General features: G+C 60.3%; 23 protein-coding genes and 1 riboswitch. Of the genes, 12 read left to right on the top strand and 11 right to left on the bottom strand.

The features are described from left to right. Window positions 1-25: 25 nt before the first annotated feature. Entirely contained in the window at window positions 26-1114 is a 1089-nt protein-coding gene (locus tag KBY08_RS18460) for an AbrB family transcriptional regulator (RefSeq protein ID WP_024639633.1), read from the bottom strand. Window positions 1115-1220: 106 nt separating this feature from the next. Between KBY08_RS18460 and KBY08_RS18455 the strand changes: the two genes are divergently transcribed. Beyond that, window positions 1221-2123: a LysR family transcriptional regulator gene (locus KBY08_RS18455; RefSeq protein ID WP_003407478.1), complete on the top strand. Its 903-nt coding sequence runs from the start codon at window positions 1221-1223 to the stop codon at window positions 2121-2123. Between the two features lie 10 nt (window positions 2124-2133). Here the strand turns inward: KBY08_RS18455 and KBY08_RS18450 are convergent, their stop codons facing one another. After that, complete coding sequence (locus KBY08_RS18450; protein ID WP_003407474.1) at window positions 2134-2652, bottom strand: nucleoside 2-deoxyribosyltransferase; 519 nt, start codon at window positions 2650-2652, stop codon at window positions 2134-2136. Between the two features lie 168 nt (window positions 2653-2820). Here KBY08_RS18450 and KBY08_RS18445 point away from each other — a divergent pair, with 168 nt between their 5' ends. Continuing rightward, entirely contained in the window at window positions 2821-4524 is a 1704-nt protein-coding gene (locus tag KBY08_RS18445) for a VRR-NUC domain-containing protein (RefSeq protein WP_011268224.1), read from the top strand. Here the strand turns inward: KBY08_RS18445 and KBY08_RS18440 are convergent. Continuing rightward, a complete protein-coding gene (locus KBY08_RS18440; protein WP_011268223.1) occupies window positions 4500-4802 on the bottom strand; it encodes a hypothetical protein in 303 nt (100 codons plus the stop codon). The genes KBY08_RS18445 and KBY08_RS18440 overlap by 25 nt on opposite strands. A gap of 93 nt (window positions 4803-4895) precedes the next feature. Further along, window positions 4896-5180: a hypothetical protein gene (locus KBY08_RS18435; protein WP_003407470.1), complete on the bottom strand. Its 285-nt coding sequence runs from the start codon at window positions 5178-5180 to the stop codon at window positions 4896-4898. A 518-nt stretch (window positions 5181-5698) separates the two neighbouring features. Between KBY08_RS18435 and pstS the strand changes: the two genes are divergently transcribed. From pstS to pstB, 4 genes are all read left to right on the top strand, one after another. Then, the gene (gene pstS / locus KBY08_RS18430) at window positions 5699-6718 is read left to right on the top strand and encodes a phosphate ABC transporter substrate-binding protein PstS (protein WP_003407468.1); all 1020 of its coding nucleotides are present in this window, start codon (window positions 5699-5701) and stop codon (window positions 6716-6718) included. An 81-nt stretch (window positions 6719-6799) separates the two neighbouring features. After that, window positions 6800-7795: a phosphate ABC transporter permease subunit PstC gene (gene pstC, locus KBY08_RS18425; RefSeq protein WP_003371940.1), complete on the top strand. Its 996-nt coding sequence runs from the start codon at window positions 6800-6802 to the stop codon at window positions 7793-7795. Then, complete coding sequence (gene pstA, locus KBY08_RS18420; protein WP_003407464.1) at window positions 7792-8676, top strand: phosphate ABC transporter permease PstA; 885 nt, start codon at window positions 7792-7794, stop codon at window positions 8674-8676. The genes pstC and pstA overlap by 4 nt, the downstream gene beginning before the upstream one ends. Next, window positions 8676-9455, top strand: a complete 780-nt coding sequence (gene pstB, locus KBY08_RS18415; RefSeq protein WP_002553918.1) for a phosphate ABC transporter ATP-binding protein PstB — start codon at window positions 8676-8678, stop codon at window positions 9453-9455. The genes pstA and pstB overlap by 1 nt, the downstream gene beginning before the upstream one ends. On the opposite strand, the gene KBY08_RS18410 is transcribed toward pstB, so the two are convergent. Then, on the bottom strand, window positions 9456-10385 hold the full coding sequence (locus KBY08_RS18410) for a LysR family transcriptional regulator (protein WP_011268222.1): 930 nt from the start codon (window positions 10383-10385) through the stop codon (window positions 9456-9458). Between the two features lie 247 nt (window positions 10386-10632). Here KBY08_RS18410 and KBY08_RS18405 point away from each other — a divergent pair, with 247 nt between their 5' ends. Next, window positions 10633-11631, top strand: coding sequence for an alpha/beta fold hydrolase (locus KBY08_RS18405; RefSeq protein ID WP_024642827.1), 999 nt, complete (start codon window positions 10633-10635; stop codon window positions 11629-11631). Window positions 11632-11699: 68 nt separating this feature from the next. Here KBY08_RS18405 and nirD read toward each other — a convergent pair whose 3' ends face one another. After that, window positions 11700-12086, bottom strand: coding sequence for a nitrite reductase small subunit NirD (gene nirD / locus KBY08_RS18400; RefSeq protein WP_003407457.1), 387 nt, complete (start codon window positions 12084-12086; stop codon window positions 11700-11702). Next, a complete protein-coding gene (gene nirB, locus KBY08_RS18395) occupies window positions 12086-14647 on the bottom strand; it encodes a nitrite reductase large subunit NirB (RefSeq protein ID WP_060409101.1) in 2562 nt (853 codons plus the stop codon). Before nirB ends, nirD begins: the two co-directional genes overlap by 1 nt. 216 nt (window positions 14648-14863) lie before the next feature. Between nirB and KBY08_RS18390 the strand changes: the two genes are divergently transcribed. Both KBY08_RS18390 and KBY08_RS18385 read left to right on the top strand, forming a co-directional pair. After that, complete coding sequence (locus tag KBY08_RS18390) at window positions 14864-15016, top strand: hypothetical protein (RefSeq protein WP_158527660.1); 153 nt, start codon at window positions 14864-14866, stop codon at window positions 15014-15016. A 230-nt stretch (window positions 15017-15246) separates the two neighbouring features. Further along, window positions 15247-15741: a GNAT family N-acetyltransferase gene (locus KBY08_RS18385; RefSeq protein ID WP_032657184.1), complete on the top strand. Its 495-nt coding sequence runs from the start codon at window positions 15247-15249 to the stop codon at window positions 15739-15741. A gap of 57 nt (window positions 15742-15798) precedes the next feature. On the opposite strand, the gene KBY08_RS18380 is transcribed toward KBY08_RS18385, so the two are convergent. The 4 genes from KBY08_RS18380 to KBY08_RS18365 all read right to left on the bottom strand — a co-directional run bounded on the left by KBY08_RS18380 (window position 15799) and on the right by KBY08_RS18365 (window position 20732). Then, window positions 15799-17805, bottom strand: a complete 2007-nt coding sequence (locus tag KBY08_RS18380; RefSeq protein WP_011268217.1) for a peptidase U32 family protein — start codon at window positions 17803-17805, stop codon at window positions 15799-15801. 106 nt (window positions 17806-17911) lie between these two features. Beyond that, on the bottom strand, window positions 17912-18703 hold the full coding sequence (locus KBY08_RS18375; protein WP_060406429.1) for an ABC transporter ATP-binding protein: 792 nt from the start codon (window positions 18701-18703) through the stop codon (window positions 17912-17914). After that, window positions 18700-19722 (bottom strand): FecCD family ABC transporter permease, encoded by a 1023-nt coding sequence (locus KBY08_RS18370; protein ID WP_024641701.1) that lies wholly within the window; start codon window positions 19720-19722, stop codon window positions 18700-18702. The genes KBY08_RS18375 and KBY08_RS18370 overlap by 4 nt, the downstream gene beginning before the upstream one ends. Then, the gene (locus tag KBY08_RS18365) at window positions 19719-20732 is read right to left on the bottom strand and encodes an ABC transporter substrate-binding protein (RefSeq protein ID WP_024639623.1); all 1014 of its coding nucleotides are present in this window, start codon (window positions 20730-20732) and stop codon (window positions 19719-19721) included. Before KBY08_RS18365 ends, KBY08_RS18370 begins: the two co-directional genes overlap by 4 nt. Window positions 20733-20861: 129 nt before the next feature. Continuing rightward, window positions 20862-21061: riboswitch (cobalamin riboswitch) on the bottom strand. A gap of 316 nt (window positions 21062-21377) precedes the next feature. On the opposite strand from KBY08_RS18365, the gene KBY08_RS18360 reads away from it, so the two are divergent. From KBY08_RS18360 to KBY08_RS18350, 3 genes are read left to right on the top strand one after another with little or no spacing between them, the layout of a single operon-like run. Then, window positions 21378-22073 (top strand): histidine phosphatase family protein, encoded by a 696-nt coding sequence (locus tag KBY08_RS18360; RefSeq protein ID WP_011268213.1) that lies wholly within the window; start codon window positions 21378-21380, stop codon window positions 22071-22073. Continuing rightward, entirely contained in the window at window positions 22040-22942 is a 903-nt protein-coding gene (locus KBY08_RS18355) for a phosphatase PAP2 family protein (protein ID WP_058823059.1), read from the top strand. Before KBY08_RS18360 ends, KBY08_RS18355 begins: the two co-directional genes overlap by 34 nt. Window positions 22943-22962: 20 nt before the next feature. Continuing rightward, window positions 22963-23637, top strand: a complete 675-nt coding sequence (locus tag KBY08_RS18350) for a response regulator transcription factor (RefSeq protein WP_058823058.1) — start codon at window positions 22963-22965, stop codon at window positions 23635-23637. The last annotated feature ends 93 nt before the right edge of the window (window positions 23638-23730 follow it).

Here is a 23730-nt window from a genome sequence, read left to right as displayed (position 1 = left end):
CGTCAGTTGGGCCTGAAATCCGGGGTCAAAGCGCAGGGATGCGTTTGTCGGTCAGGCGAATGATCTGCCGGGCCAGGAAGCTGCCGGTCAGGATCACGCCGAACAGGCGCAGGGTCTGCATGGCCAATACGAAACCGACGTCGGCGTGCGTATCGATGGCAATAATGGCCATGGTGTCCAGGCCGCCCGGGCTGGTCGCCAGGTACACCGAGAGATAATCCTTGCCCATCATCACGGCAATCAGCCAGGCCGACACGGCGCAGAGCACGATCAACAGCAATGAGGCCAGAATCATCATCGGCAGCCGTCTCCAGACGTATTGTACCGTCGGCCGGTCGAAACGCAGCCCGACGTAGCAGCCTATGGCACCGTAAGCGATGGGCAGCAACCACGCCGGGACGGTGATCTGCATTACCCCACTCAGTTGCAGCGCGCCGCCCAGCATCAGTGGCACCAGCAAGGCACCTGCCGGAAGACGCGAACCGACTGCCACGCCAGCGACAATGACTGCCAGGCTCAGCGCCAGGTCGACAACGTTCAGGCTGGGCAATGCCGCTGCACTGCTGTGCAGCGCCGCAGCTGAATCCGGTATGCCGATGAAATGGCTGACCAGCGCGCCGATAGTCACCACGCAGACAACGCGTACATATTGCATGGTGGCGACGATGCGCGAGTCGGCACCGTAATCCTCGGACATCGCGACCATTGCCGAGGCCGCGCCCGGTGAAGTACCCCAGGCTGCGGTGTTGCTCGGGATACCGGCAAACCGCACCAGCACCAGTCCAACCGCCGCGCTCAGCACCACCGTGAGGATCGTCGCCAGGAGCATGACGTGCCATGAATGAAGGGCGGTGAGCAGCACGCTGACCGACATGGCATGCGCGATCAGCACGCCGACCGTGCCCTGACCGAGTTGAAAGGCCCGCTTGGGCATACGGATGCTGGCGCCTGAAACACCAAAGCCGATGGCGACCAGCATGGGCCCGAGGAACATCGCAGCAGGCATATCGAACAGTTTGAGCAGTTGCCCGGCAATGCCGGCCATCAGGATCAGACCCGCCCATTGAGTCAGCGGGGAAAGGGAGGAAAGCGAAAAGCGTGAAGCGTTTGACAAGGACGTTCTCCTTGATTGGGGTAAATCACATACGCACAGTATCGACTTCGCAACTCATCAAGTCTATTTTCTAATAATCATGAATTGATAACTTTGGTTGATAGATATGGACCTGCGTGATCTCACCTATTTCGAAACCATTGCCGAACTGGGGCATCTCGGACGCGCTGCGCAGAAGCTCAATCGCAGCCAGCCAGCACTGACCAAAAGCATTCAGCGCCTCGAGGAATCATTCGGCACGCGACTGTTTCAGCGTGACGGCCGACGCATCAAGTTGACGCCCGTGGGCGAGCTGCTGCAGGCGCGTGGCAAGGAATTGCAGCAAAGCATTGCCCAGACCCAGCGCGAGATCCGGGATTTCGCCAGTGGCATGGTGGGTAACATTCGTGTCGGCTGCGCCGCGACCATGGCGGAGTATCTGATGCCGAAACTGACTTCGGCCTTGTTGCAGCGTACCCCGGACGTCACCTTGAAGCTGGTGATAGGTCAGGATGACCTGCTGCGCGAATCGTTGCGCTCCGGTCAGCTGGACATGATCATTTGCGCGCTGGCGCCCGACAGCGAAGACGTCACCAGCTTCGCCATACTGCAGGACGAAGCTGTGGTGGTAGCCAGCAAGAATCATCCGATTTTCAAGCCGTCGTTGAAGATGAGTGACCTGTGCGCGTATCGCTGGGTACTGCCGCCGGTGAGTGTTTCATCGCGCAAATGGCTCGACGCGACCTTCGCCGCTCACGGCCTGCCGCTGCCGACGGTGCAGATCGAAGCGAATTCGATCTCGCTGCTGCCGGGGCTGATTGCCCGCAGCAACCTGTTGAGCTTCATTGCCCGCGAGTCGCTGGAGTTCGGCAAGACCATGCAGCACCTGCGCGAGGTGCCGCTCGAGCAGACCACCCTCAAACGCACCATTGGTGTGACGTTGCGCAAGGGCGGTTATCTGTCTCCTGCGGCAGAAGGCATGTTGCAGATGCTGCGCGACAACGGCGGGGACTTTCTGGGTTGGGGCTGACAGCCTGCGTTCAGCCGCTCCCCGGCAGGGCCTGAAAGCCACTCAGGTACCTTGCCAGCGCCTCTGCGCCCAGTTCCACGGTCGAGCTGGTACCCGCCCAACTGCAGGCCAGCATCAAGTTGCGCGGCAAGTCGAAGTCTTCAACCGTAAACCCATTGGCGTCGAGACCGTCTTCATCGTGAGGAACCAGCTCGCGCAGCGACGCGACCGGTTCAAAGTACGCCCACACCGGCTTGTTCAGTGCGACCGCCATACCGACTTCAAAGGCCGTGCCTGAATCCGGCTCCAGGCCGCGGAACACGTTCAGGTTGACCAGCATGGCAGAGCAGCGATGAATCATCGCGACGTTCATCGAGTAAATCTGCTGCGCGGTTTCATGCGCGGTCCGTCCCTGCGTGACCTCATTGTCAAACGGATACAACCCCTCAAGCCCGTGTGCCGCGCACAATGCCTTGAGATAGCGTCCATGTTCCACGGCGTCGGTCCTGAACACGTCGAAGCCTGCGAGATAAACCAGTGGCGCGTGCATATTCGTCTCTCGGCTGCAGATATTATCCCGCCGATTCTAAAGCCGGCCGTCAGCCCGCGATACATGCCATTGATCGGCCGAAACACGTTCAGCAGGCGTTTGCGCTGGAATCTGTACGGATAACCAGTATCCTTGTTCAGTCTGCTCATTTGTATGTGAACGCTGGCCTTGAATACTTCGCCCCTCGACAATCCGTTTTATTACCTGGAAAACTTCCGTCAGGTCCTTGGCTGGATTGCCCGGCGCTACGATGACCTGCTCGATGCAACCGAGCGCCGCTTCATCAGCGAGTTTGCCGAATTGCCGGTGCCCGCCCAGGGTTTGCTGGTGCGCATGGTGATGCGCAAGGGTGTGTTGTTTCGGGCCAGCAAACTCGGTTATGTCGAGATTGGCGATCCTCATGACGCCGTGCTGCCGCTACTGGCGCGGGAGTGGGTCGACAGCGCTCCGCCACTGGGCTTGAGCGAGCTGTTCCAGCTGCTGCGTCGGGATGAGTTGAGCCACTGCTTCAAAGACCACGCGGTCAAGGGCCCTGAGCGCAAGCAGGAATGGTTCGAGCGCCTGCAGCCGATGTACCCGTCGCCGCAGTCCCTTGAACAATGGTACCCGACGTTGTCCGACGCTGTGTTCGGCCTGAAGATCATGCCGCTGTGTGATCGCCTGCGCTTGCTGTACTTCGGCAATCTGTACCAGGAATGGTCTGAATTCGTGCTGGCTGACCTGGGTATCTACCGCTACGAAAAGGTCGAGTTCTCGCTGGAGTCGCGCGGCATCAACCAGCGTGCCGACATTGATGTGTGCCTGCAATTGCATGCCTGCCGGGAAGCACTGGAAACCTGCCTGGAGCTGCATGCGCTGGCCGAGCGTGTCATTGCCATCGAGTGCGGCAATCCGTGGTTGCTGATGCGTCGTGGCAAACTGCTGTTCCGTATCGGGCAACAGGCCGAGCGCATCCAGGACTGGCCTCTGGCGATGGCGGTGTATCGTCAGTCGAGCTACCCCGGCGCGCGTTCAAGGCAAATCCGCGTGCTGGAGCGCAATGCCGAGTATGCAGCGGCGCTGACGCTGGCGGAGCAGGCCCGTCTTGCACCGGAAAGTGATGCGGAGGTCCAGCACCTGTCACGCGTCTTGCCACGCCTGCAACGCAAGCTCGGCCTGGCGGCGGCGCGCAAGCGCACGGTGCGGGCCATTGCACGGCTGGACGTGCAGGTCACGCCGGTGTCGGGGATGAGTGTCGAGCGTCTGATACGCCTGCACCTCGAAGCCGAGCAGGGCGGGGAAGTGCATTACGTCGAGAATGCGCTGATCAATTCACTGTTCGGGCTGCTGTGCTGGCGAGCCATTTTTGCGCCGTTGCCGGGTGCATTCTTTCATCCGTTTCACAGTGCGCCGAGTGACCTGTACAGCCCTGACTTCTATCAGCGCAGGGCTGCGTTATTCGATGCCTGTCTGGTGCAACTGGAGTCGGATGAATACCTGGCGACCATTCGTGAGCATTTTGAAAGCAAATACGGCCTGCAATCACCCTTCGTATTCTGGGGAGCGCTGACGCCGGAGCTTCTGGAGCAGGCGCTCTATTGCCTGCCGGCAGCGCACTTGCTTCGCTGGTTTCGTCGCCTGTTGCAGGACATAAAAGCCAACCGGACAGGGATGCCCGACCTGATCCAGTTCTTTCCGCAACAGCGTCGTTATCGAATGATCGAGGTCAAGGGGCCGGGTGATCGCCTCCAGGACAACCAACTGCGCTGGCTGGACTTCTGTGCCGAGCATGGCATGCCGGTGGAGGTGTGTTACGTGCAATGGGCAACTGACGACAGTGCTTGTGTCAGTAGCGACCTGTCAGACCATCAAGGGGCCTTGTGCCCGTCCTGACTGTCCTGGTGATCTGCATCATGCGGGTGTTTCGAGTCATGAGGCTTGTCATCTGCACTGCCGTTCTTTCCGGGCAAGGGATCCATGCCTTTGGTGCCGGGGCTTGTGCCTGGTGCGCCGGGGCTGGTTCCATCGACGTTCTTTTCCGTACCGGTGCCTGGGACCTTAGGGCTGTCGCCTGCCGGGTTGGTCGGGCCGGTCGACCCTGCAAATGCGCTGGTGCCCGAGAGGGCCAAAAATGCTGCGAGGCTTATGGCCCCCAATCTATTCCTGATCATGATGCAACCTCCGTAAGTACAGGGACTGAAACGGTGCCGCTAGAAGGGTGGACCCGCGGGCAGGGCATGGTCCTGCCCGCGTAAGACGCCTGATTACTGAGTCTTGGTCTTTTCAGTGGGGGTGCTCTTGTCGTGCGTGCCGTGTGTCGTCTTGTCGTGCTTCATCGAACGCTCGGCTGCCGCTTCCTTGCTTTCAGTCTGCACACCTGGGGTCTCGGACGAGGTGCGGTCCATCGGCTGGGTATTGGTGCCCGGCAGTTTGGTCGCATTCTTGTTGATCGGGGTTTCAGGGGTAGTGGTCGACTCGGCGAAGGCGGCGCCTGAAGCTACAGCCATCAGGCCAGCAAGGGTCAGGGCAGTCAGTTTGGTCTTGATCATGATGCTAACTCCGTTGTTTTAAAGTACTCACGTTGGTCATTGGCCAGTGGCCATAGGTGCCGTCGAACCCGACGAACGGTAGATATCTTCCATGCATCAAGCCTTACGCCGTTGCTATCCACCTTGAGAGTGATCGCGCGCTTTTTTCGGTCATTCATGCACCCCTGAACACCGTCAACAGCGGAGTTTTAAGTTGATTTAGCTATAACGTGACCGCTCGGTCATTTACAACGATTCTTAAAATCACACTTTCTTACATTTTTATAACGCCAATGGCATTTCGCTATCCGATGGGTGGTGGCAGAACGCTATTTGGCTTGATGTAGCGTGAATAGCCCGTAAACATTGGCTTTTAAAGGGGTTTTCATCGCCAGTGACGTAGGAAATCACTTACAAAAAAGTTCCCCTCCGGACACGATTCGTTGGATTGTCATTAAACAGCAACATTTGAGGTTTTAAATCCGCCTCGGGCCTCCTTAAGTGGACCACCACACAATCTCCTGGACTGAGGTATTACCGTGATTCTGCTGACTAAAAAACGCTTGTCGCTTCTGATCGCATCGCTGTGCCTTAGCGGTGTGGCTCACGCGACTGATGTAACAGGCGCTGGTTCGAGTTTCGTCTACCCGGTTATTTCGGCGTGGTCCCAGGACTACAGCAAGAGCAAGGATAACCGTATCAACTATCAGTCCATCGGTTCGGGTGGTGGTATTGCCCAGATCAAGGCTGCGACCGTTGACTTCGGTGCATCCGATGCTCCGATGTCCGCAGAAGACCTGCAGGCCGGCGGTCTGGGTCAGTTTCCGAGCGTGATCGGCGGTATCGTGCCGATCGTCAACGTCGAAGGCGTCGAAAGCGGCGAGCTGAAGCTGGACGGTCCAACCATCGCCAAGATCTTCATGGGCGAGATCAAGAAGTGGAACGACCCGGCAATCACTGCGCTGAACTCGGGCGTCAAACTGCCTGATACCGCCATCACCGTCGTTCACCGTTCGGACGGTTCGGGCACCACGTACAACTTCACCAACTACCTGAGCAAAGTCAGCCCCGAGTGGAACGAGAAGCTGAAGTTCGGTTCGACCGTACAGTGGCCAGCAGGCGTGGGCGGCAAGGGTAACGAAGGTGTTTCGGCCTACGTGAAGCAGATCAAGGGTTCGATCGGCTATGTCGAATACTCCTACGCGACCACCAACAAGCTGTCCTACACTCAGCTGAAAAACGCGGCTGGCAAATTTATCAAACCAGACGCCAAGGCTTTCGCAGCAGCTGCTGACACCGCCGACTGGGCGAGCGCCAAAGACTTCAACCTGATCATGACCAACGCGCCGGGTGAGGCTGCATGGCCGATCACCGCGACCACCTGGATCATCATGTACAAGAAAGCCAAGAACGAAGAGAAAAGCACCGCGGCTTTCGACTTCTTCAAGTGGTCCCTGGAAAACGGCCAGAAGCAGGCCGAGAAACTGGAATACGTAGCATTGCCTAAATCGCTGGTTGATCGCGTGGAAAGCTACTGGAAAACGGAATTCACCAAGTAAGTGATTCAACCCGTACCACCCCTGTCATCAGCCGCGATATCGGCTCGGTGACAGGGGCTTTTCCTTGCGAGTGGCCTCAACATGACTGAAAACACCCAATACCTGTCCGCTAACGTCTCCGCTGGTGAGTCCGAGGGCGAGAAGCGCGCCAAACGGGATCATCGTCATGACCTGTGGTTCAAGCGTTCATTGCAGGCTGCAGCGATGCTGGTGCTTGCTTTGCTGGGTTGTATTGCCTTGTCGACCCTGTGGGGCGGCAGTCTGGCATTCCAGACTTTCGGGTTTGGCTTTCTGACCAGCACCGAGTGGGACGTGAACGCCGGCAAGTTCGGCGCGCTGGTTCCGATTTACGGCACCCTGGTCACCTCTTTTCTGGCTTTGCTGATCGCCGTACCGGTGAGTTTCGGCATTGCAATCTTTCTCACCGAAGTGGCACCACCGTGGTTGCGCATGCCGATCGCCTCGGCCATCGAGCTGTTGGCCGGTATCCCTTCGATCATCTACGGCATGTGGGGGCTGTTTGTCTTCGGCCCGTTCATGGCTGAACACCTGTCGCCGTGGATCACCGAAAACCTTGGCGCACTGCCGCTGATCGGTCCGATGTTCCAAGGGCCGCCGCTGGGTATCGGCATGCTGACCGCCGGCATCGTGCTGGCGATCATGATCACCCCGTTCATTACCTCGGTGATGCAGGAAGTCTTCCGTACCGTGCCCGTGGCCCTCAAGGAGTCGGCCTATGCACTGGGCGGTACGACCTGGGAAGTGGTCTGGGACATCGTGCTGCCTTACACCCGTTCGGCCGTGGTCGGCGGTGTGTTCCTGGGGTTGGGACGCGCGCTCGGCGAAACCATGGCGGTAACCTTCGTACTGGGCAACGCGCATCAGTTCTCGGCTTCGCTGATGATGCCGAGCAGTTCGATCGCTTCGGTGATTGCCAACGAGTTCAACGAGGCCTATACCGACTTGCACCGTTCGGCACTGATTGCCCTTGGCTTCCTGTTGTTTGTCGTCACCTTCATCGTGCTGGCCCTTGCACGCCTGATGCTGTCGCGCCTTTCGCGTAAGGAGGGGTTATGAGTAAGGATGTGACCGGCAGCGAGCACCTGTATCGGGTTCGCAGTATCAAGAACAAGATTGCGATGGTACTCAGCTGTGGCGCCACCGCCTTCGGCCTGCTGTGGCTGGTGTGGATTCTGCTGACCACCATCATCAAGGGTATCGACGCGCTCAACCTGCAACTGTTCACCGGCATGACTCCGCCGCCGGGCACCGAGGGTGGTCTGGCCAACGCGTTCTACGGCAGCGTGCTGATGTCCGGCATCGGCCTGCTGATCGGTACGCCGATCGGCCTGATGGCCGGCATCTGGCTGGCCGAGTTTGCCCGCTACACCAAACTGGGCAACACGGTTCGCTTCATCAACGACATCCTGCTCTCGGCACCTTCCATCGTGCTCGGCCTGTTCGTCTACACCGTCGTGGTTCTGCCACTCAACGCGGTGACAGGCCATCAGGTGGGCTTTTCGGCGATTGCCGGCGCGCTGGCGCTGGCATTGCTGGTGATCCCGGTGGTGGTGCGTACCACTGACGAAATGATGCAATTGCAACCCTCGACCATGCGTGAAGCTGCGCTGGCGCTGGGTGTGCCGCAATGGAAGCTGACCCTGCAAATCGTCCTGCGCGCAGCCAAGGCCGGTGTGGTAACCGGCGTATTGCTCGCATTGGCACGCATCACCGGCGAAACCGCGCCGCTGCTGTTCACCGCTTTCGGCAATCAGTTCTGGAGCAGCGATCTGCTCAAACCCATCGCCAGTGTTCCGGTGGTGGTTTTCCAGTACGCCATGAGCCCGTTCGATGACTGGCACTCCCTGGCATGGGCCGGTGCGCTGGTCATGACGTTGTTCGTACTGATACTGAGTCTGCTGTCTCGCTTAATTCTTCTGCGCAATAGGGCGTCCTGATGAACAACCTTTCCCTGGCCAACGAAAAAACCAAGATCCAAGTACGCGGTCTGGAGTTTTTCTACAACAACCAGAAGTCGTTGAAGTCCATCGACATGACCATCCCCGAGAAGCGCATCACTGCGATCATCGGCCCGTCGGGTTGCGGTAAATCGACCCTGCTGCGCGTCTTCAACCGCATCTACGCGATGTACCCGAAGCAGGAAGCGCGCGGTGAAGTGCTGCTCAATGGCGAAAACATCCTGGCGCCAGGCTATTCGATGAACCGCCTGCGCAGTCATGTGGGCATGGTGTTTCAGAAGCCGGTGCCGTTCCCGATGTCGATCTACGACAACATTTCCTACGCCATCAAGCACCACGAAAAACTGTCGCGTCGGGAAATGGAAGATCGCGTCGAGCAGGCCCTGCGCGGCGCGGCCTTGTGGGACGAGGTCAAGGACAAGCTCAAGCAGAGCGCGACCGGTCTGTCCGGTGGTCAGCAGCAGCGTCTGTGCATCGCCCGTACCATCGCGCTGCGTCCTCAGGTCCTGCTGCTCGACGAGCCGACGTCGGCACTTGACCCGATTTCCACAGGACGTATCGAACAGCTGATCACCGAACTAAAAGAGCAGTTCACCGTGATCATCGTGACTCACAACATGCAGCAGGCGGCGCGTTGCTCCGACTACACTGCCTTCATGTTCATGGGTGAACTGATCGAGCACGGCGACACCGACACCATCTTCACCAAGCCCTCCAAGACCCAGACCGAAGATTACATCACCGGTCGTTTCGGCTGATCATTCGGCCAGGGCGGGCGCTTCCTGGCGCTCGCCCATGAACGCCTCGATCCTGCTGCGCAGCCAACGCTCGGCAGGGTCGCTGTCCATCACACTCAGCCACGTCATCGACAGGTCCAGCCCCGGCGTTGGGAAGGGCAGTGGCTCGTCATACAGCAGACCCAGTGCGCTCATGGCCTTTGCCGCGTAGTCGGACAGCCCCGAAATCATGTCGGTGCCGGCCATCAAAGCGGGCAGGGTGGCGAACTGCGGCACCGACAACACCACCTGACGCTTGCGTCCCAGCGCGGTCAGCCACTCATCGGCGAAACTGCTGACACTCGCGACGTGCGAGACCACAACGTGTGGGCGCGAGCAGTATTCGTCCAGGCTCATGGGACCGGCAGGCTTGTCGGCGCGCACCAGCCTTGGCTGTACGTTACGCAGGGTCTTGCGCTTGGCGTTGGCCGGCAGTTCACGGGTCAGGCAGACGCCGACGGTGATGTCGCCGGACATCAGCACCTCGGAGATATTCAGGTAGTCGACATGCTTGACCACGATCACCACGCCGGGCGCCTCTTCGCGGATGGCCTTGAGCATCGCCGGCAGCAGGCCGAACTCGACGTCATCGGTCAGGCCGATGCGAAAGGTCATTTTGCTGACTGACGGATCGAAGTCGGTGGTCAGGCTGAGCGCCGTGGACATGGCGTCCAGCGCGGGCGTCAGGTGCTTGAGAATCTCGTGAGCGCGTGCGGTGGGTTCCATACGATGGCCGACGCGGATGAACAGCGGGTCGTTGAGCAGACTGCGCAGGCGATTCAGGGCGGCGCTTATCGTGGGTTGGCCGAGAAACAGTTTTTCGGCTGCGCGGGTGACGTTACGCTCCTGCATCAATGTTTCGAATACCACCATCAGGTTGATGTCGGCCTTGCGCAGTTCATTTCGATTCATTGCTGTTCCTTGGCGTCAGACCCGGATGGCCACGACGGCCTGTAACGGACGGCCCAGTCTAGGCAGGCACGGCAGGAGGCGTCCAGCATTTTGCCATCGTCGGAAATCAGCGTGAAGAAACGTCTGCTTACGGTTCTGTTGGCAGGAAAAGGGCGAATCTGTTGTGGGAAACAGGGTCTACTTGCAGGTCCGCCGCGTGCAGTTCAGCGGTTCGAGAATTCGACTCTATTTACAGGAGGTGCCCCTTATGCGGGCTGCAAAGATTGCCGGCATGTTGATGTCGTTGACGCTGTCAGGCGCAGCACTGGCTGAGACGCCCGGTTATGGCCAGCAACTGGAAGGTTTCACGTACCCCCATGCGCTGCACAAATTCAGTTTCCAGTCCCAGGGCCAGACGCTGGAAATGGGTTATATGGACGTCGCGCCCAGTGGCAAAGCCAACGGCCGCACGGCGGTGCTGATGCATGGCAAGAATTTTTGCGCTGCGACCTGGGAAGACACCATCAAGGGACTGAGTGCCGCGGGCTATCGCGTCGTCGCAGCGGATCAGATCGGCTTCTGCACCTCGACCAAGCCGGAGCACTACCAGTACAGCTTCCAGCAGTTGTCGATGAACACCCACGCGCTGCTGGAAAAACTGGGCCTCGACAAGGTGTCGGTGGTCGGTCACTCCACGGGCGGCATGCTGGCCACGCGTTATGCGTTGATGTACCCGAAGCAGACCGAGAAGCTGGTGATGGTCAACCCGATCGGTCTGGAAGACTGGAAAGCACTCGGCGTGCCTTACCGCAGCGTCGACCAGTGGTATGAGCGAGAGCTGAAGACCACCGCCGAAGGCATTCGCGCCTACGAGCAGAAGACTTACTACGACGGCCGCTGGAAGCCTGAGTATGACAAGTGGGTCGACATGCTGGCCGGTCTGAACAAAGGGCCGGGTCACAAGGTCGTGGCCTGGAACTCGGCGTTGATCTACGACATGATTTTCACCCAGCCGGTGTTCTACGAGTTCCCCAGGTTGCAGGTGCCGACGGTGCTGATGATTGGCGATGCCGATACCACTGCCATCGGCAGCGACATCGCCCCGCCTGAGGTCAAGGCGAAGATCGGCAATTACAAGGTACTGGGCAAGCAGGTGGCGCAGATGATCCCGGGCGCCAGGCTGGTGGAATTCAAGGGCAAGGGCCATGCCCCGCAGATGGAAGACCCGCAGGGCTTCAACAAGGCACTGGTCTCCGAACTTCAATAAGCTGCACGTCATGCCACGCGGCAACCTGGTCCGATAGCGACCAGGTTGTCTGCGACCGGCATTACCGATTAAACGGCAATCTCTACCTGATCACCTTTGAGCCTTACCGGCCAGACGTCGAGCCGCTGTTCCGGGTATTCGATGCAGCTGCCGTCGTGCAGGCGAAAGTGCTGCTTGTACAACGGCGAGGCGATGACCAGTTCGCCCGCGATCTGCCCGATCAGACCACGCCCGATCACGTTGGCCCCCGATTTGGGATCGCGGTTATCAATGGCAAAGAGCTGCTCGCCCTGTGCAGTTTCGGGCAGGTAGAACAGTGCGACCTGCGCGCCGTCCAGCCACGCCACGACGCCTGAATTGGCGACCAGATCCGCACGTCCGCACAGGGTCTGCCAGTGCTGCTGCGCTGCCGCTGGCGCATTGTCGCCGGTGCGTATTGTCTGAGACGCGTTCATCACACCACCTCCTTGAACAGCGGAATAAGAGCCAGCTCTTCGGGTCTTGCCGGACGCCGCTGGGCGCGCTCCTTGACGAACTGCACGTCGGGGTCAGCACGCCCGTCGTTGACGAAGGTGCGGAAGCGCTTGAGTTTTTCCGGGTCCTTGAGGGCGTTGGCCCATTCGCATTCGTAGCGGTCGACCACCAGTTGCATCTGCGACTCCAGCTCGGCGGCCAGGCCCAGGCTGTCGTCGATAATGACCGCCTTGAGATAGTCGAGGCCGCCTTCCAGCGACTCACGCCAGACCGAGGTGCGCTGCAGCTTGTCGGCGGTGCGGATGTAGAGCATCAGGAAACGGTCGATGTAACGAATCAGGGTTTGGTCATCCAGGTCGGTGGCGAACAGCTCGGCGTGACGCGGACGCATGCCGCCGTTACCGCACAGGTAAAGGTTCCAGCCGTTCTCGGTGGCAATCACACCGACGTCCTTGCTCTGCGCTTCGGCGCATTCGCGGGTGCAGCCGGACACGGCGAACTTGAGCTTGTGCGGCGAGCGCAGGCCCTTGTAACGGTCTTCGATGCGCAGCGCCATGGCGACGCTGTCCTGCACGCCGTAGCGGCACCAGGTGCTGCCGACGCAGGATTTGACCGTGCGGGTCGACTTGCCGTAGGCATGGCCGGTTTCGAAGCCTGCCTCGATCAGCTCGCTCCAGATATCCGGCAACTCGTGCAGTTGTGCGCCGAACAGGTCGATGCGCTGGCCGCCGGTGATCTTGGTGTACAAGTCGTATTTTTTTGCCACCGCGCCAATCGCAATCAGGCCGTCCGGGGTGATTTCGCCACCCGGAATACGCGGCACCACCGAGTAGGTGCCGTTTTTCTGCATGTTGGCCATGAAGGTATCGTTGGTGTCCTGCAGCGGCACCAGTGAAGGCTCGGTGATGGGGCGGTTCCAGCACGACGCCAGGATCGAGCCGACTGCGGGCTTGCAGATGTCGCAGCCATGCGCGCCTTTGCCATGCCGAGTCAGCAGTTCGTCAAAGGTCTCGATGCCTTCGACGCGCACCATCGAGTACAACTCCTGCCGGGTATAAGCAAAGTGTTCACAGAGGCTTTTGTCGACCGCCACACCGCGAGCGATCAGTTCATGCTCGAAAACCTGTTTGAGCAATGCCGTGCAACCGCCGCAACCGGTGGCCGCCTTGGTGCAGGACTTGATTGCGGCCAGATCGGTGCAGCCATTGTCGATGGCCGAGCACACCGCGCCTTTGCTGACGTTATGGCAGGAGCAGATAGTCGCTGTGGCGGGCAGGGCGTCGGCGCCCAGCGTCGGCGCGCCTTCGCCACGCGGCAGAATCAGGCTCGATGGATCGGCGGGCAGCGGGATGCCGTTCTGCGCGTATTGCAGCAGCGTGTCGTAATAGCTGTTATCGCCAACCAGCACAGCGCCGAGCACCTGCTTGCCATCGGCCGACACCACCAGGCGACGGTAGCTGGCGGTGGCTTCGTCAATGAAGCGATAACTGACGGCCCCGGCCAGCGCACCGTGCGCATCACCGATGGAGCCGACATCCACGCCCAGCAGTTTGAGCTTGGTGGACATGTCGGCGCCGAAGAATGCGTCAGTATCCTGTTCGCACAATTGCGCTGCTACGCCACGGGCCATTTGGTAACCGGGCGCCACCAGGCCGAACACACTGCCGTTCCAGGCTGCGCATTCGCCGATTGCATAGATGTCGGCGTCGCTGGTGCGGCAGTGCTCGTCGATTGCGATGCCTCCGCGTGGGCCGAGCGCCAGCTCGCATTGGCGGGCCAGGGCGTCTTGCGGGCGAATGCCTGCGGAGAACACGATCAGGTCGGTCTCGAGAAACTCGTCATTGGCGAAGTTCATGCGGTAGCGGTACTGCTTGCCGTCGCTGATCGACTGCGTGGCGCGCGACAGATGCACGCCGACGCCCAGCGCTTCGATACGCGCCTTCAACGCAGCGCCACCGAGGTCATCCAGTTGCACCGGCATGAGACGCGGCGCGAACTCGACGACATGGGCTTCCAGCCCCAGCGATTTAAGCGCATTGGCCGCTTCCAGCCCCAGCAGACCGCCGCCGACCACTACGCCACGGCGGGCTTTCGTCGCGGCATAGCGAATGCTGTCCAGGTCCTCGAGTGTGCGATAGACCAGCCGGGAGTTGCCCCGCGCGCCCTCGATAGGCGGTACGAACGGGTAGGAGCCGGTGGCCAGGATCAGCTTGTCGTAACTGAAGCAGCCCTCGGCGGTAATGATTTCGTGACGATCACGATCAATCTCCAGCACCGGTACGCCGAGGTGCAGCGTCAGGCCGGGTTGTTCGTAGACAGACATCTCGCTCATGGCCAGCGATTCGGCGTCGCGGCCGGTGAAGTATTCGGACAGGTGCACGCGGTCGTAGGCGCGCTGTGTTTCCTCGCCAAAGACGTGGATGCGATAACGCTCGAGTGCGCCGCCTGCGATCAACTGCTCGACGCAATGATGCCCGACCATGCCATTACCGACGACGATCAGGGTTTTTACATCGTTGAGGGGGAAGACTGTGGTGTTCATAGCGAGTCCCGGCCGAGGCCAATCAGGTTTTTCAAAGCAAAAAAAAAGCGCCCGGAACCTTTCGGTTCCAGGCGCCTTTGCCTGTTCTCTTATGGGTGTTCTGGGGGGCCATCGAGCCACGTTGCCGGAGGCGCCCTGATAGCCCTCTGGTCTCTGCGAGACTGGCGATCCACGTCGATCAACCGGGGCGGCCCGACCACATTCATGGTGGGGTTGTTGAGTAATATGCAGGGCCTGTGCCAGCTTGCGCCGGCAGCGCTTCAAGCCCTAATTGGCAATACCCGCAAGGCTGCGCAGCGTTTACGATGGCGTCAGGCGCATGATTTTTTCTGCCTTGCATTGGTGCGCATCAAGGGGATTACGCTGTAAAGCTGTGCGCCGTATTGACCGCTCACGATAATCGGCGTTTTTGCCTGTGGGCGCCCCAGTCGCTCCAGGCACATATCGTTCCTCACGCTCCGCGTGGGAATGCCTGTCGTGACGCTCCGCGTCACAATTCTGCGCCGCACCGCCTGCTCTATAGTTAAGCCGTGCGTCCAGAAGCCCAGGTCTGGCGTAACATTTGTATCACCCTGCAACTCCTCTATAAGTCAGTGCTCATGAACATCACTATCACTGAAGTACACCCCGCCGAGATCCCGCACACCGTCGATTTCGTCATGCGTGCCCGCGCCGGGATCTTTCCCTTGCTCGACACCGTCACCGTTCCGCCCGATCTGGCCGGCTTCGAGCAGGTGTATCTGAACGGTGAGGACGGCAAGTTTCTGATCGCCCGCTGTGAAGGGCAGATCATCGCGGCTGTGGGCTACCTGCCATACGATCATCGTTTCCCGCAGTTCGATTACCGCGGGCGCAGAACCGTCGAGATCGTACGTCTATTCGTCACGCCGGAGTTTCGTGGCGACGGGCTGGCCAGCCGCTTATGTCAGGCGCTCTGGGAATATGCCGAGGCGGGTGGCATCGAGGTTCTGTACCTGCATACCCATCCGTTTCTGCCCGGCGCGATTCGTTTCTGGGAGAAACAGGGCTTTGCCGTAACCGATGTGGAGAGCGATCCGGTGTGGAACACCACTCATATGGAGCGCGCTCTTTAAGAGGGCTTTATCAGAAGACAGAAAGGGGCTGGCAGGGCACCAACCCCCTTGTGCCGATCAGTGCGGAGAACGCTGGCGCGCAGTCTTGAGCAGGTCTTCCGGGGTGATGTGGCCGACCACCGATTTGGCCGCCGCGCTGCCGGGGAGCGGCAAGTCGAGAATGTGACCTTTCATCTTGCCGATCACGTGCATTTCGCAAGGCTTGCAATCGAACTTGAGGGTCAGCACTTCATCACCGTGCACCAGTTGCATCGGCGCGACCTTGGTGCGCACGCCTGTCACACCTTTGGCCTGTTTCGGGCACAGGTTGAACGAGAAGCGCAGGCAATGCTTGGTGATCATCACCGGTACTTCGCCGGTCTCTTCGTGGGCCTCGTAGGCCGCGTCGATCAGCTGTACGCCGTGGCGATGATAGAAGTCGCGGGCCTTCTGGTTGTAGACGTTGGCCAGAAAAGACAGATGCGACTCCGGGTACACCGGTGGCGGGGTGGTCTCGGCCTTGCGGCCACCACGTGGGTGAGCCTTGATACGGGCTTCGGTCAGCGCCTCGATGGCGTCGCGGCGCAGGGTCTTGAGCTGCGAGTTGGGTACGAAGAACGCCTGTGGCGCGTCAAGCCTGACATCCTGGGCATGATAGATCGTGGTGCCCAGTTGAGTGAGCAGGTCACGCAACTGATCCAGCGCCTGCTCGGGCTTGTTGGCCGCACCGAATGGCCCATCGAGGCCGACGGTGACGCTCACGCTTTCTTCGCTAGTGGCTCTCAGGCTCAAATGATCTTCGCGCAGCGTGACCTGCCACTGAACGCCGATACGACGCTCGGCCGAGGTCTTGAGCAGCGCCTGTTGCCAGTTGTGGTCCAGGTTGCGGTTCAGCGGATGATTAGGGCGTAGGCCGGAAAGGCCCGCGGGCATCTCGTTGGGCTCTACGCGATAGCGCCAGCGCTTCTGGCCGTCCTCTTCGAACTCGCCCTTGAGCTCGGCGATGTTGGCACGGAAGCCCACTACTTCACGCTTGATCTGCACATTGAGGCCATCGCCGTTGGACAGCGGCTCATGGGTCACGGCTATCAGGTCGCGCTTGCCGAGCTTTTCAACGGTGCCCACCGCCAGACCGGTGAAGGTCGGCGTATCGAACGCGCCGATGTCGATCTTGCGGTCGCTGACGAAATAATCGGTGCTGCCGCGATGAAAGGTCTTTTCCGGGTCCGGCACGAAAAAGTGCGCGGTACGGCCGCTGGAAGCAGGTGCGAGGTCCGTGCGGTCTTCGAGAATCTCGTCCAGACGCTGGCGATAATAGGCCGTGATGTTTTTCACGTAGCCCGCATCCTTGTAACGGCCTTCGATCTTGAACGAGCGCACGCCGGCGTCCACCAGCGCACGCAGGTTGGCGCTCTGGTTGTTGTCTTTCATGGACAACAGATGCTTCTCGAAGGCTACAACGCGACCCTGATCATCCTTTAGCGTGTACGGCAGGCGGCAGGCCTGCGAGCAGTCGCCACGGTTGGCGCTGCGGCCGTTTTGCGCGTGGGAAATATTGCACTGCCCGGAGAACGCCACACACAGCGCGCCGTGGATGAAGAATTCGATGGCCGCGTCGGTTTCGTCGGCGATTGCGCGGATTTCCTGAAGGTTCAGTTCCCGGGCCAGCACCAGTTGCGAGAAACCGGCCTGATCGAGAAACTTCGCCCTGCTCAGGGTGCGAATATCGGTTTGCGTACTGGCATGCAGTTCGATGGGCGGAATGTCCATCTCCATCACCCCGAGGTCCTGCACGATCAACGCGTCAACGCCGGCGTCGTAGAGCTGGTGAATCAGCTTGCGCGCAGGCTCCAGTTCGTCGTCATGGAGGATGGTATTAATGGTGGTGAAGATCCGCGCGTGATAGCGGTGCGCGAATTTGACCAGCTCGGCAATGTCACTGACCTCATTGCAGGCGTTGTGCCGCGCACCAAAGCTCGGCCCGCCGATATAGACCGCATCGGCACCATGCAGGATGGCTTCACGGGCGATGGTCACATCCCGTGCAGGGCTGAGCAATTCCAGGTGGTGCTTGGGTAACGACATGGCAACGGGATCCGGCTGCGGGCAAAGCGCGCATTGTAGTGGCAGAGACCGCGCGGTGCACCTGTTGCAGATTGCAGCAGGTGCCGGACTGACCATCGGCGTGGTTTCAGCGCGAGCGCAGGCGCAGAATCTTCGCCCCGTCACTGGGGTCGGTCAGCCAGTGCGCCACCACGCCGAAGGTGCCCAGCAGGCGTTCCGGGGTCAGCACCTCGAGCGGCGCACCCAGCGCGACCAGCCGACCCTTTTCCATGACGGCCACACGGTCGCAGTCCAGCGCCTGATTCAGGTCGTGCAGGGCAATCACGGTGGTCACCGGCAAGGCCCTGACCAGGCCGAGGATGGTCAGTTGGTGCTGGATGTCCAGATGATTGGTCGGTTCGTCCAGCAGAAGGATCTGCGGCCGTTGCGCCAGCGCCCGGGCGATGTGAACGCGCTGCCGCTCGCCACCGGACAAAGTGTGCCAGGCGCGTTTTTGCAGGTGCAGCATGTCCACATCCTGCAACGCCTGGCGAACGATCGCGTCGTCCGTTGCGCTCCACGGCTCCAGCGCCGACAGCCAGGGCGTGCGGCCCAGTTCGACGGCATCCAGCACGGTCACGGCGTCGCTGGTTTCAGCCTGCTGCTCGACCACCGCCAGCAGGCGCGCCACGTCCCTGCGGCTCAACGCTTCAAGTGCTTGCCCGCCCAGGCTGACCGAGCCGCTGACCGGCTTCTGAATACCGGCCAACAGCTTGAGCAGGGTGGATTTGCCCGAGCCGTTGGGACCGACCACGGCCAGGGTTTCACCGGCGGCAATGCTCAGGTCGACATCGCGCAGCAGCGCTGCGCCACGTACCGAATAACCCAGACCGGCACAACCGAGCACCGGTGCATTGAGCGGATGAGGTAAGGCGTTCATCGCGTGCTGTTGCCCCGGATAAGAATCAAAGCGAAGACCGGTGCGCCGATCAGTGCGGTAATCACCCCGATCGGCAGCGCCTGCCCCTTGATCAGCGTGCGCGAGAGGATATCGGCAGCGATCAGAAACAGTGCGCCGCTCAAGGCACTCAGCGGCACCAGCCGAGCATGCCGGACACCGACCAGCATGCGTACCGCGTGCGGGATCACCAGCCCGACAAAACCGATGGAGCCGACAATCGAGACCATCACTGCGGTGACCAGCGCGGCGGTAGTGATCAATATGATCTGCACGCGGCGTACCGCGATCCCCAGTGACGCCGCCGAGTCGCTGCCGAAGGTGAACGCGTCCAGCGCTCGCCTGTGCCAGAGGCACACCAGCAGACCGACCAGCACTGTCGGCACTGCCAGCCAGACCGAGTGCCAGCGCACGCCGCTGAGGTTACCCAGCAGCCAGAACATGATGCCGCGTGCCTGCTCGGAGCTTGCCGATTTGGTGATCAGAAACGAGGTCAGGGCATTGAACAGTTGCGAACCGGCGATCCCGGCCAGAATGATCTGCCCGGCTGCCGTGGTGCCGCGTGAAGAGTGCGCCAGCAGGGCGACCAGCGAAAATGCCGCCACGGCACCGACAAAGGCGCCGGCCGACATCGAGATTGCGCCTGCACCGAAGCCCAGAATGGCGACCAGTACCGCGCCGGTCGAGGCCCCTGCGGAAATCCCCAGCAGATACGGGTCTGCCAGCGGGTTGCGCAATAACGATTGCAACACCACACCACAGATCGCCAGCCCGGCCCCGCAGGCGGCTGCGACAATGGCGCGGGTCAGCCGGTAGTTCCAGACGATGCCTTCGTCGATAGGGTCGAGCACATAGCCGGCAGCCCAGAGTTTGTTGGCCAGCACCTGAAAGACCACGTTCAGGCTGATCGAGGTTTCGCCGATCGCGGCCCCGATCATGATCGCCAGCACCAGCACCGCCGAAACCCAGAGCACATGACTCAATGCTATCGGCAATCTCATTTGGCAGCGTTGAAACGGTTGGCGGCGTCAGCCAGTTCCTCGAACCCGGTGAACAGACGCAGGCCAGCCTGCATGCCCTCGGCGTCGATGATCACGATCCGGTCATGCTTGACCGCGTCCATGTTGCGGGTCACCGGGTCGGTCTTGAGGAATTCGATTTTTTTCAGGTAATCGTCGGCCGGGAAGCGGCGGCGATCCATGCGCGCGATGACCAGAATGCTTGGGTTGGCCTTGGCGATGGTTTCCCAGCCCACGGTTGGCCACTCTTCGTCGGACTGGACGATATTGCGCATGCCCAGGCTGTTGAGCATGAAGTCCGGAATGCCTTTGCGGCCTGCCACGAAAGGGTCGCTGGCAAGGTCGGAGCTGGAGAACCAGAACAGCGCCGAGACGTCGTTGGCCTTGTTCTGCCTGACGTTGGCAATCGCCGCGCTCAGGCGGGCCTTGAGGTCGGTGACCAGCGCGTCGCCGCGATCCTGCACATCGAAGATCTGCGCCAGTTGCTCGATGCTCTTGTAGATGGTCTCGATGCGGAACGGCTCCAGGCGTGTGCCATCGGCGCCGACCAGATTGTCCTTGCCTTCGCAGTCGGACGGCAGGATGTAAGTGGGTATCTTCAGGTCATGGAACTGCTCGCGGGTGCCGACCGCGCCCTGTTTGCCGACCATCCACTCCAGCTGCACGGCCACCAGTTCCGGACGCTTGCCGATCACTGCCTCGAAACTGGGCTCGTTGTCGGCCAGGCGTTCGACCTTGTCGTTCTGCGCCTTGAAGCGTGGCAATACATTGTTGAACCACAGCGAAGTGCCGACCAGTCTGTCGCCCAAGCCCAGTTCGTAGAGCATTTCGGTGCCGGCCTGGCCAATGGTCACAGCCTTGGTTGGCGCATGCGTGAAGGTCAGGGTCGCGCCACAGTTTTCAAGGGTCAGCGGGTACTGAGTGGGGGCGGCGAGGGCCAGGGTGGACAGCGTCAGGCTGGCAGCGAGTGCGGCGAGGCGGGGCAGCGACATGGAATGCGGTCTCCGTTGGAGCAGGTGCCAGGGCGCAATGCACATCAGGAAACACATCCCCGGATGATGACCGGGCACGGCGGGAAATGCCGACGCGTGCGGATGTCCTTCCCGGACACCCCGCCGGTTAGTGGGTTGAAGCGGGTCGGCAGGTCTCCTGACTGACACGTCATCGCCAGGCTCCGGCCTTCCCGGATCACGATCCAGTGGCAGTCATGGAGCAGGCTCGGTGCCTACAGTTGCGGGGGCAGTTTCGTTTTTCGCCTGGTGAGAAAGGCGTGCGAATTCCCTGTTAGTTCCTCTCGGAAACCGACGCGCGGCATGGTAAACGATAAGCGTTTTAGTGGCTAATCCTTTGCACGCCGCAGCTGCAGCAGACGGTCGGCCAGGTCAAAATTGTCCGGATGGACACGGAACTTTCCGGAAAAACGCTTAAATTATCTTCATGTTCACGCCCGTAAAACCGCAAAGCCCCATTCCAGAGGGCTCGCGTGAAAAATGTGGCGCTGGGCCACAACACGTTTTTCACATCTTCTTCACTGCATCGGGACGATGCTGAACCTATCTTGCCTGCATGGGAGCGGCGCAGACCTCGGGCACTCCCTGGGTCAACGCCAGACATAGGTTCATGGCAGGAGTGGTCCCTTGACCGACACGATAATCAACAAGAATGTACTGCCCCGTTCGGGCATCAGTCAGCGCTACAAATTGCATCGGCACATCGTATCGATGTCTGTTGCCGTCGTGCTGACGGCTATCTGCGCGTGGTTCTACTCGGCCTTCTCGGGCGTGCACGTGGTGGACCTGGGGGTGGGCAGCAACCTGAGCGTTTCCGGCCTCCGCGAGCACTGGCGACAAGGCGATGTGGTGGTGATGATTCGCCATGCCGAACGCTGTGACCGCTCGAACAACCCGTGCATGAGCGACGCCGACGGCATTACCTCCAACGGCCGCGACGCCGCTCTGGCGGTGGGCGCCGGGTTGCAGAAAATGGGCATGGACCACGCGCGCCTGATCGCCAGCCCCAAGACCCGCACGCAACAGACTGCGCAACTGTTGGCCGGGCACGCGGTGGCTGGCCAAGACTGGATCAACGACTGTGACAGCGGCTTCATGAAGGCTGTGCAGGCTCACAAGGTCAGCGGCGAGAACATGGTGCTGGTGACCCACAGTGGCTGCATCGACCAGTTCGAACGCAAGGCCGGCGTACCTGGCGGCGAGCGCTCGAGTGAGTACGCCCAGGCGTTTTTCGTACAAATAGACGGCAGCCACCCGCCGAAAATCCTCGGCTCCCTGAATGCCGGGCAATGGGCAAACCTCAACAGCGAGCAATTCAATTGACGACCTCTTCCAGCGCCAGGCTGCGGTTTTACGGCATCAACTTGGGTGTACCGGTGTTTTTCGCTCTACTGGTCTTCGTTACTTTCGACCTGACCACGATCGACCGGCAACTGACTGATCTGTTTTTTGATTCGACGGCCGGGGTGTTTCCCGTCGGCCAGAGTCATCTGTTCGAGAACATCACGCACAGATGGGCGCGGATTCTTCCGAACTGGACCGGGGAACTGGCGATCATCGGTGCGATGCTGTCCTTTGTCTGGCCGTTGCTGGAAAAATATGATGATTCGCGCCTCGCGAGACGGCTGACGGGCTCTCGGTTGGGCACCTTCCTGCGCTTTGCACGCAGGCACCGGCTGGACTTCTTTTTCGTCATCGTTGCCTTTGCGCTGAGCACCGCCATGATCCATTACCTGAAAAGCCACACCAGCGTTTACTGCCCCGTCGAGACCACCTTGTACGGTGGCAGCCAGGCGCACATCGAGTGGTTCAGGAACTTCAACCTGCTGCATGAGGCTGGCGCCGGGCGATGCTGGCCGGGCGGTCATGCGTCAAGCGCGTTCAGTCTGCTCGCCCTGTACTTCGTGGCTCGTCGCTATTGCTGGCGGCATTCGAACATCCTGCTGGCGGGCATTCTCCTGCTCGGGATGATTTACGGCACCACGCGGGTACTGCAAGGCTGGCACTTCATGTCACACACCTTCTGGGCGGGTATCGTGGTGTGGCTGAGTACACTGTTGGTCGCCTTGTGCTTCTATGGTCGATCAAGGTTGCAACAGCCGATTCACCAGGCGGTGGCCGTCAACAGACCTGATGCATTCGTCACGCAGCCTGCAGACACATTGGTAACAGGATCCCGGTCGGCCGGGTAGAAAGACAAGAAGGCGCGGCAATGAACATTCTGGTTATTGAAGACCACCGTGATATTCACGATAACCTGCTGGAATTCTTCGAACTCAGGGGGCATGCGGTAGAAGGGGCGCTGGACGGCCTGAGCGGGCTGCACCTGGCCGCCTCGAAACGCTTCGATGCGATCATTCTCGACATCATGCTGCCCGGCATCGACGGCAATCAGATCTGCCACAGCCTGCGCCAGTATTCGAAGTCGGAAGTCGCGATTGTGATGCTCAGCGCGCGCGATGAACTGGATGATCGGCTCACCGGTTTCAAGGTGGGGGCCGACGACTACATCACCAAGCCGTTCGCGATGTCCGAAGTGCTCGCCAGAGTCGAAGCGATCGTCAGCCGACGGCAGCGCCAGGACAACCGGATGATGGTGGTCGCCGACCTGCAGTTCGATCTGGACACCCTTGAAATCACCCGCAAAGGCGTGCCCTTGAAGCTCAACCCGACCAACATGAAGCTGTTGGAACTGTTGATGCGCAAGAGCCCGCATATCGTCAAGCGCTCCGAACTGGAAGAGGCGCTTTGGGGCCGTGATGCCCCGAACAGCAGCAGCCTGCGCAGCAACATTCATGTGCTCAGGCGGGTACTGGATGGCGGGCACGACACGCCGTTGCTGCACACCGCCCATGGCCTGGGTTACAAGCTGTGCGTGCAGCGCTGAGGCGCGTTCAGTAGGCGTTGAACAGGCGCCTGACTCATTGCGATCAGGGTTCGGGGTGAAGAATACCTTTCACTACCGGATCAAGCAGGTGAG

Source organism: Pseudomonas sp. P135 (assembly GCF_020312125.1).
GTDB lineage: Bacteria > Pseudomonadota > Gammaproteobacteria > Pseudomonadales > Pseudomonadaceae > Aquipseudomonas > Aquipseudomonas fragariae.
Note: the sequence above shows the minus strand (reverse complement) of the source record. Positions and strands in the feature narration are given on the sequence as shown.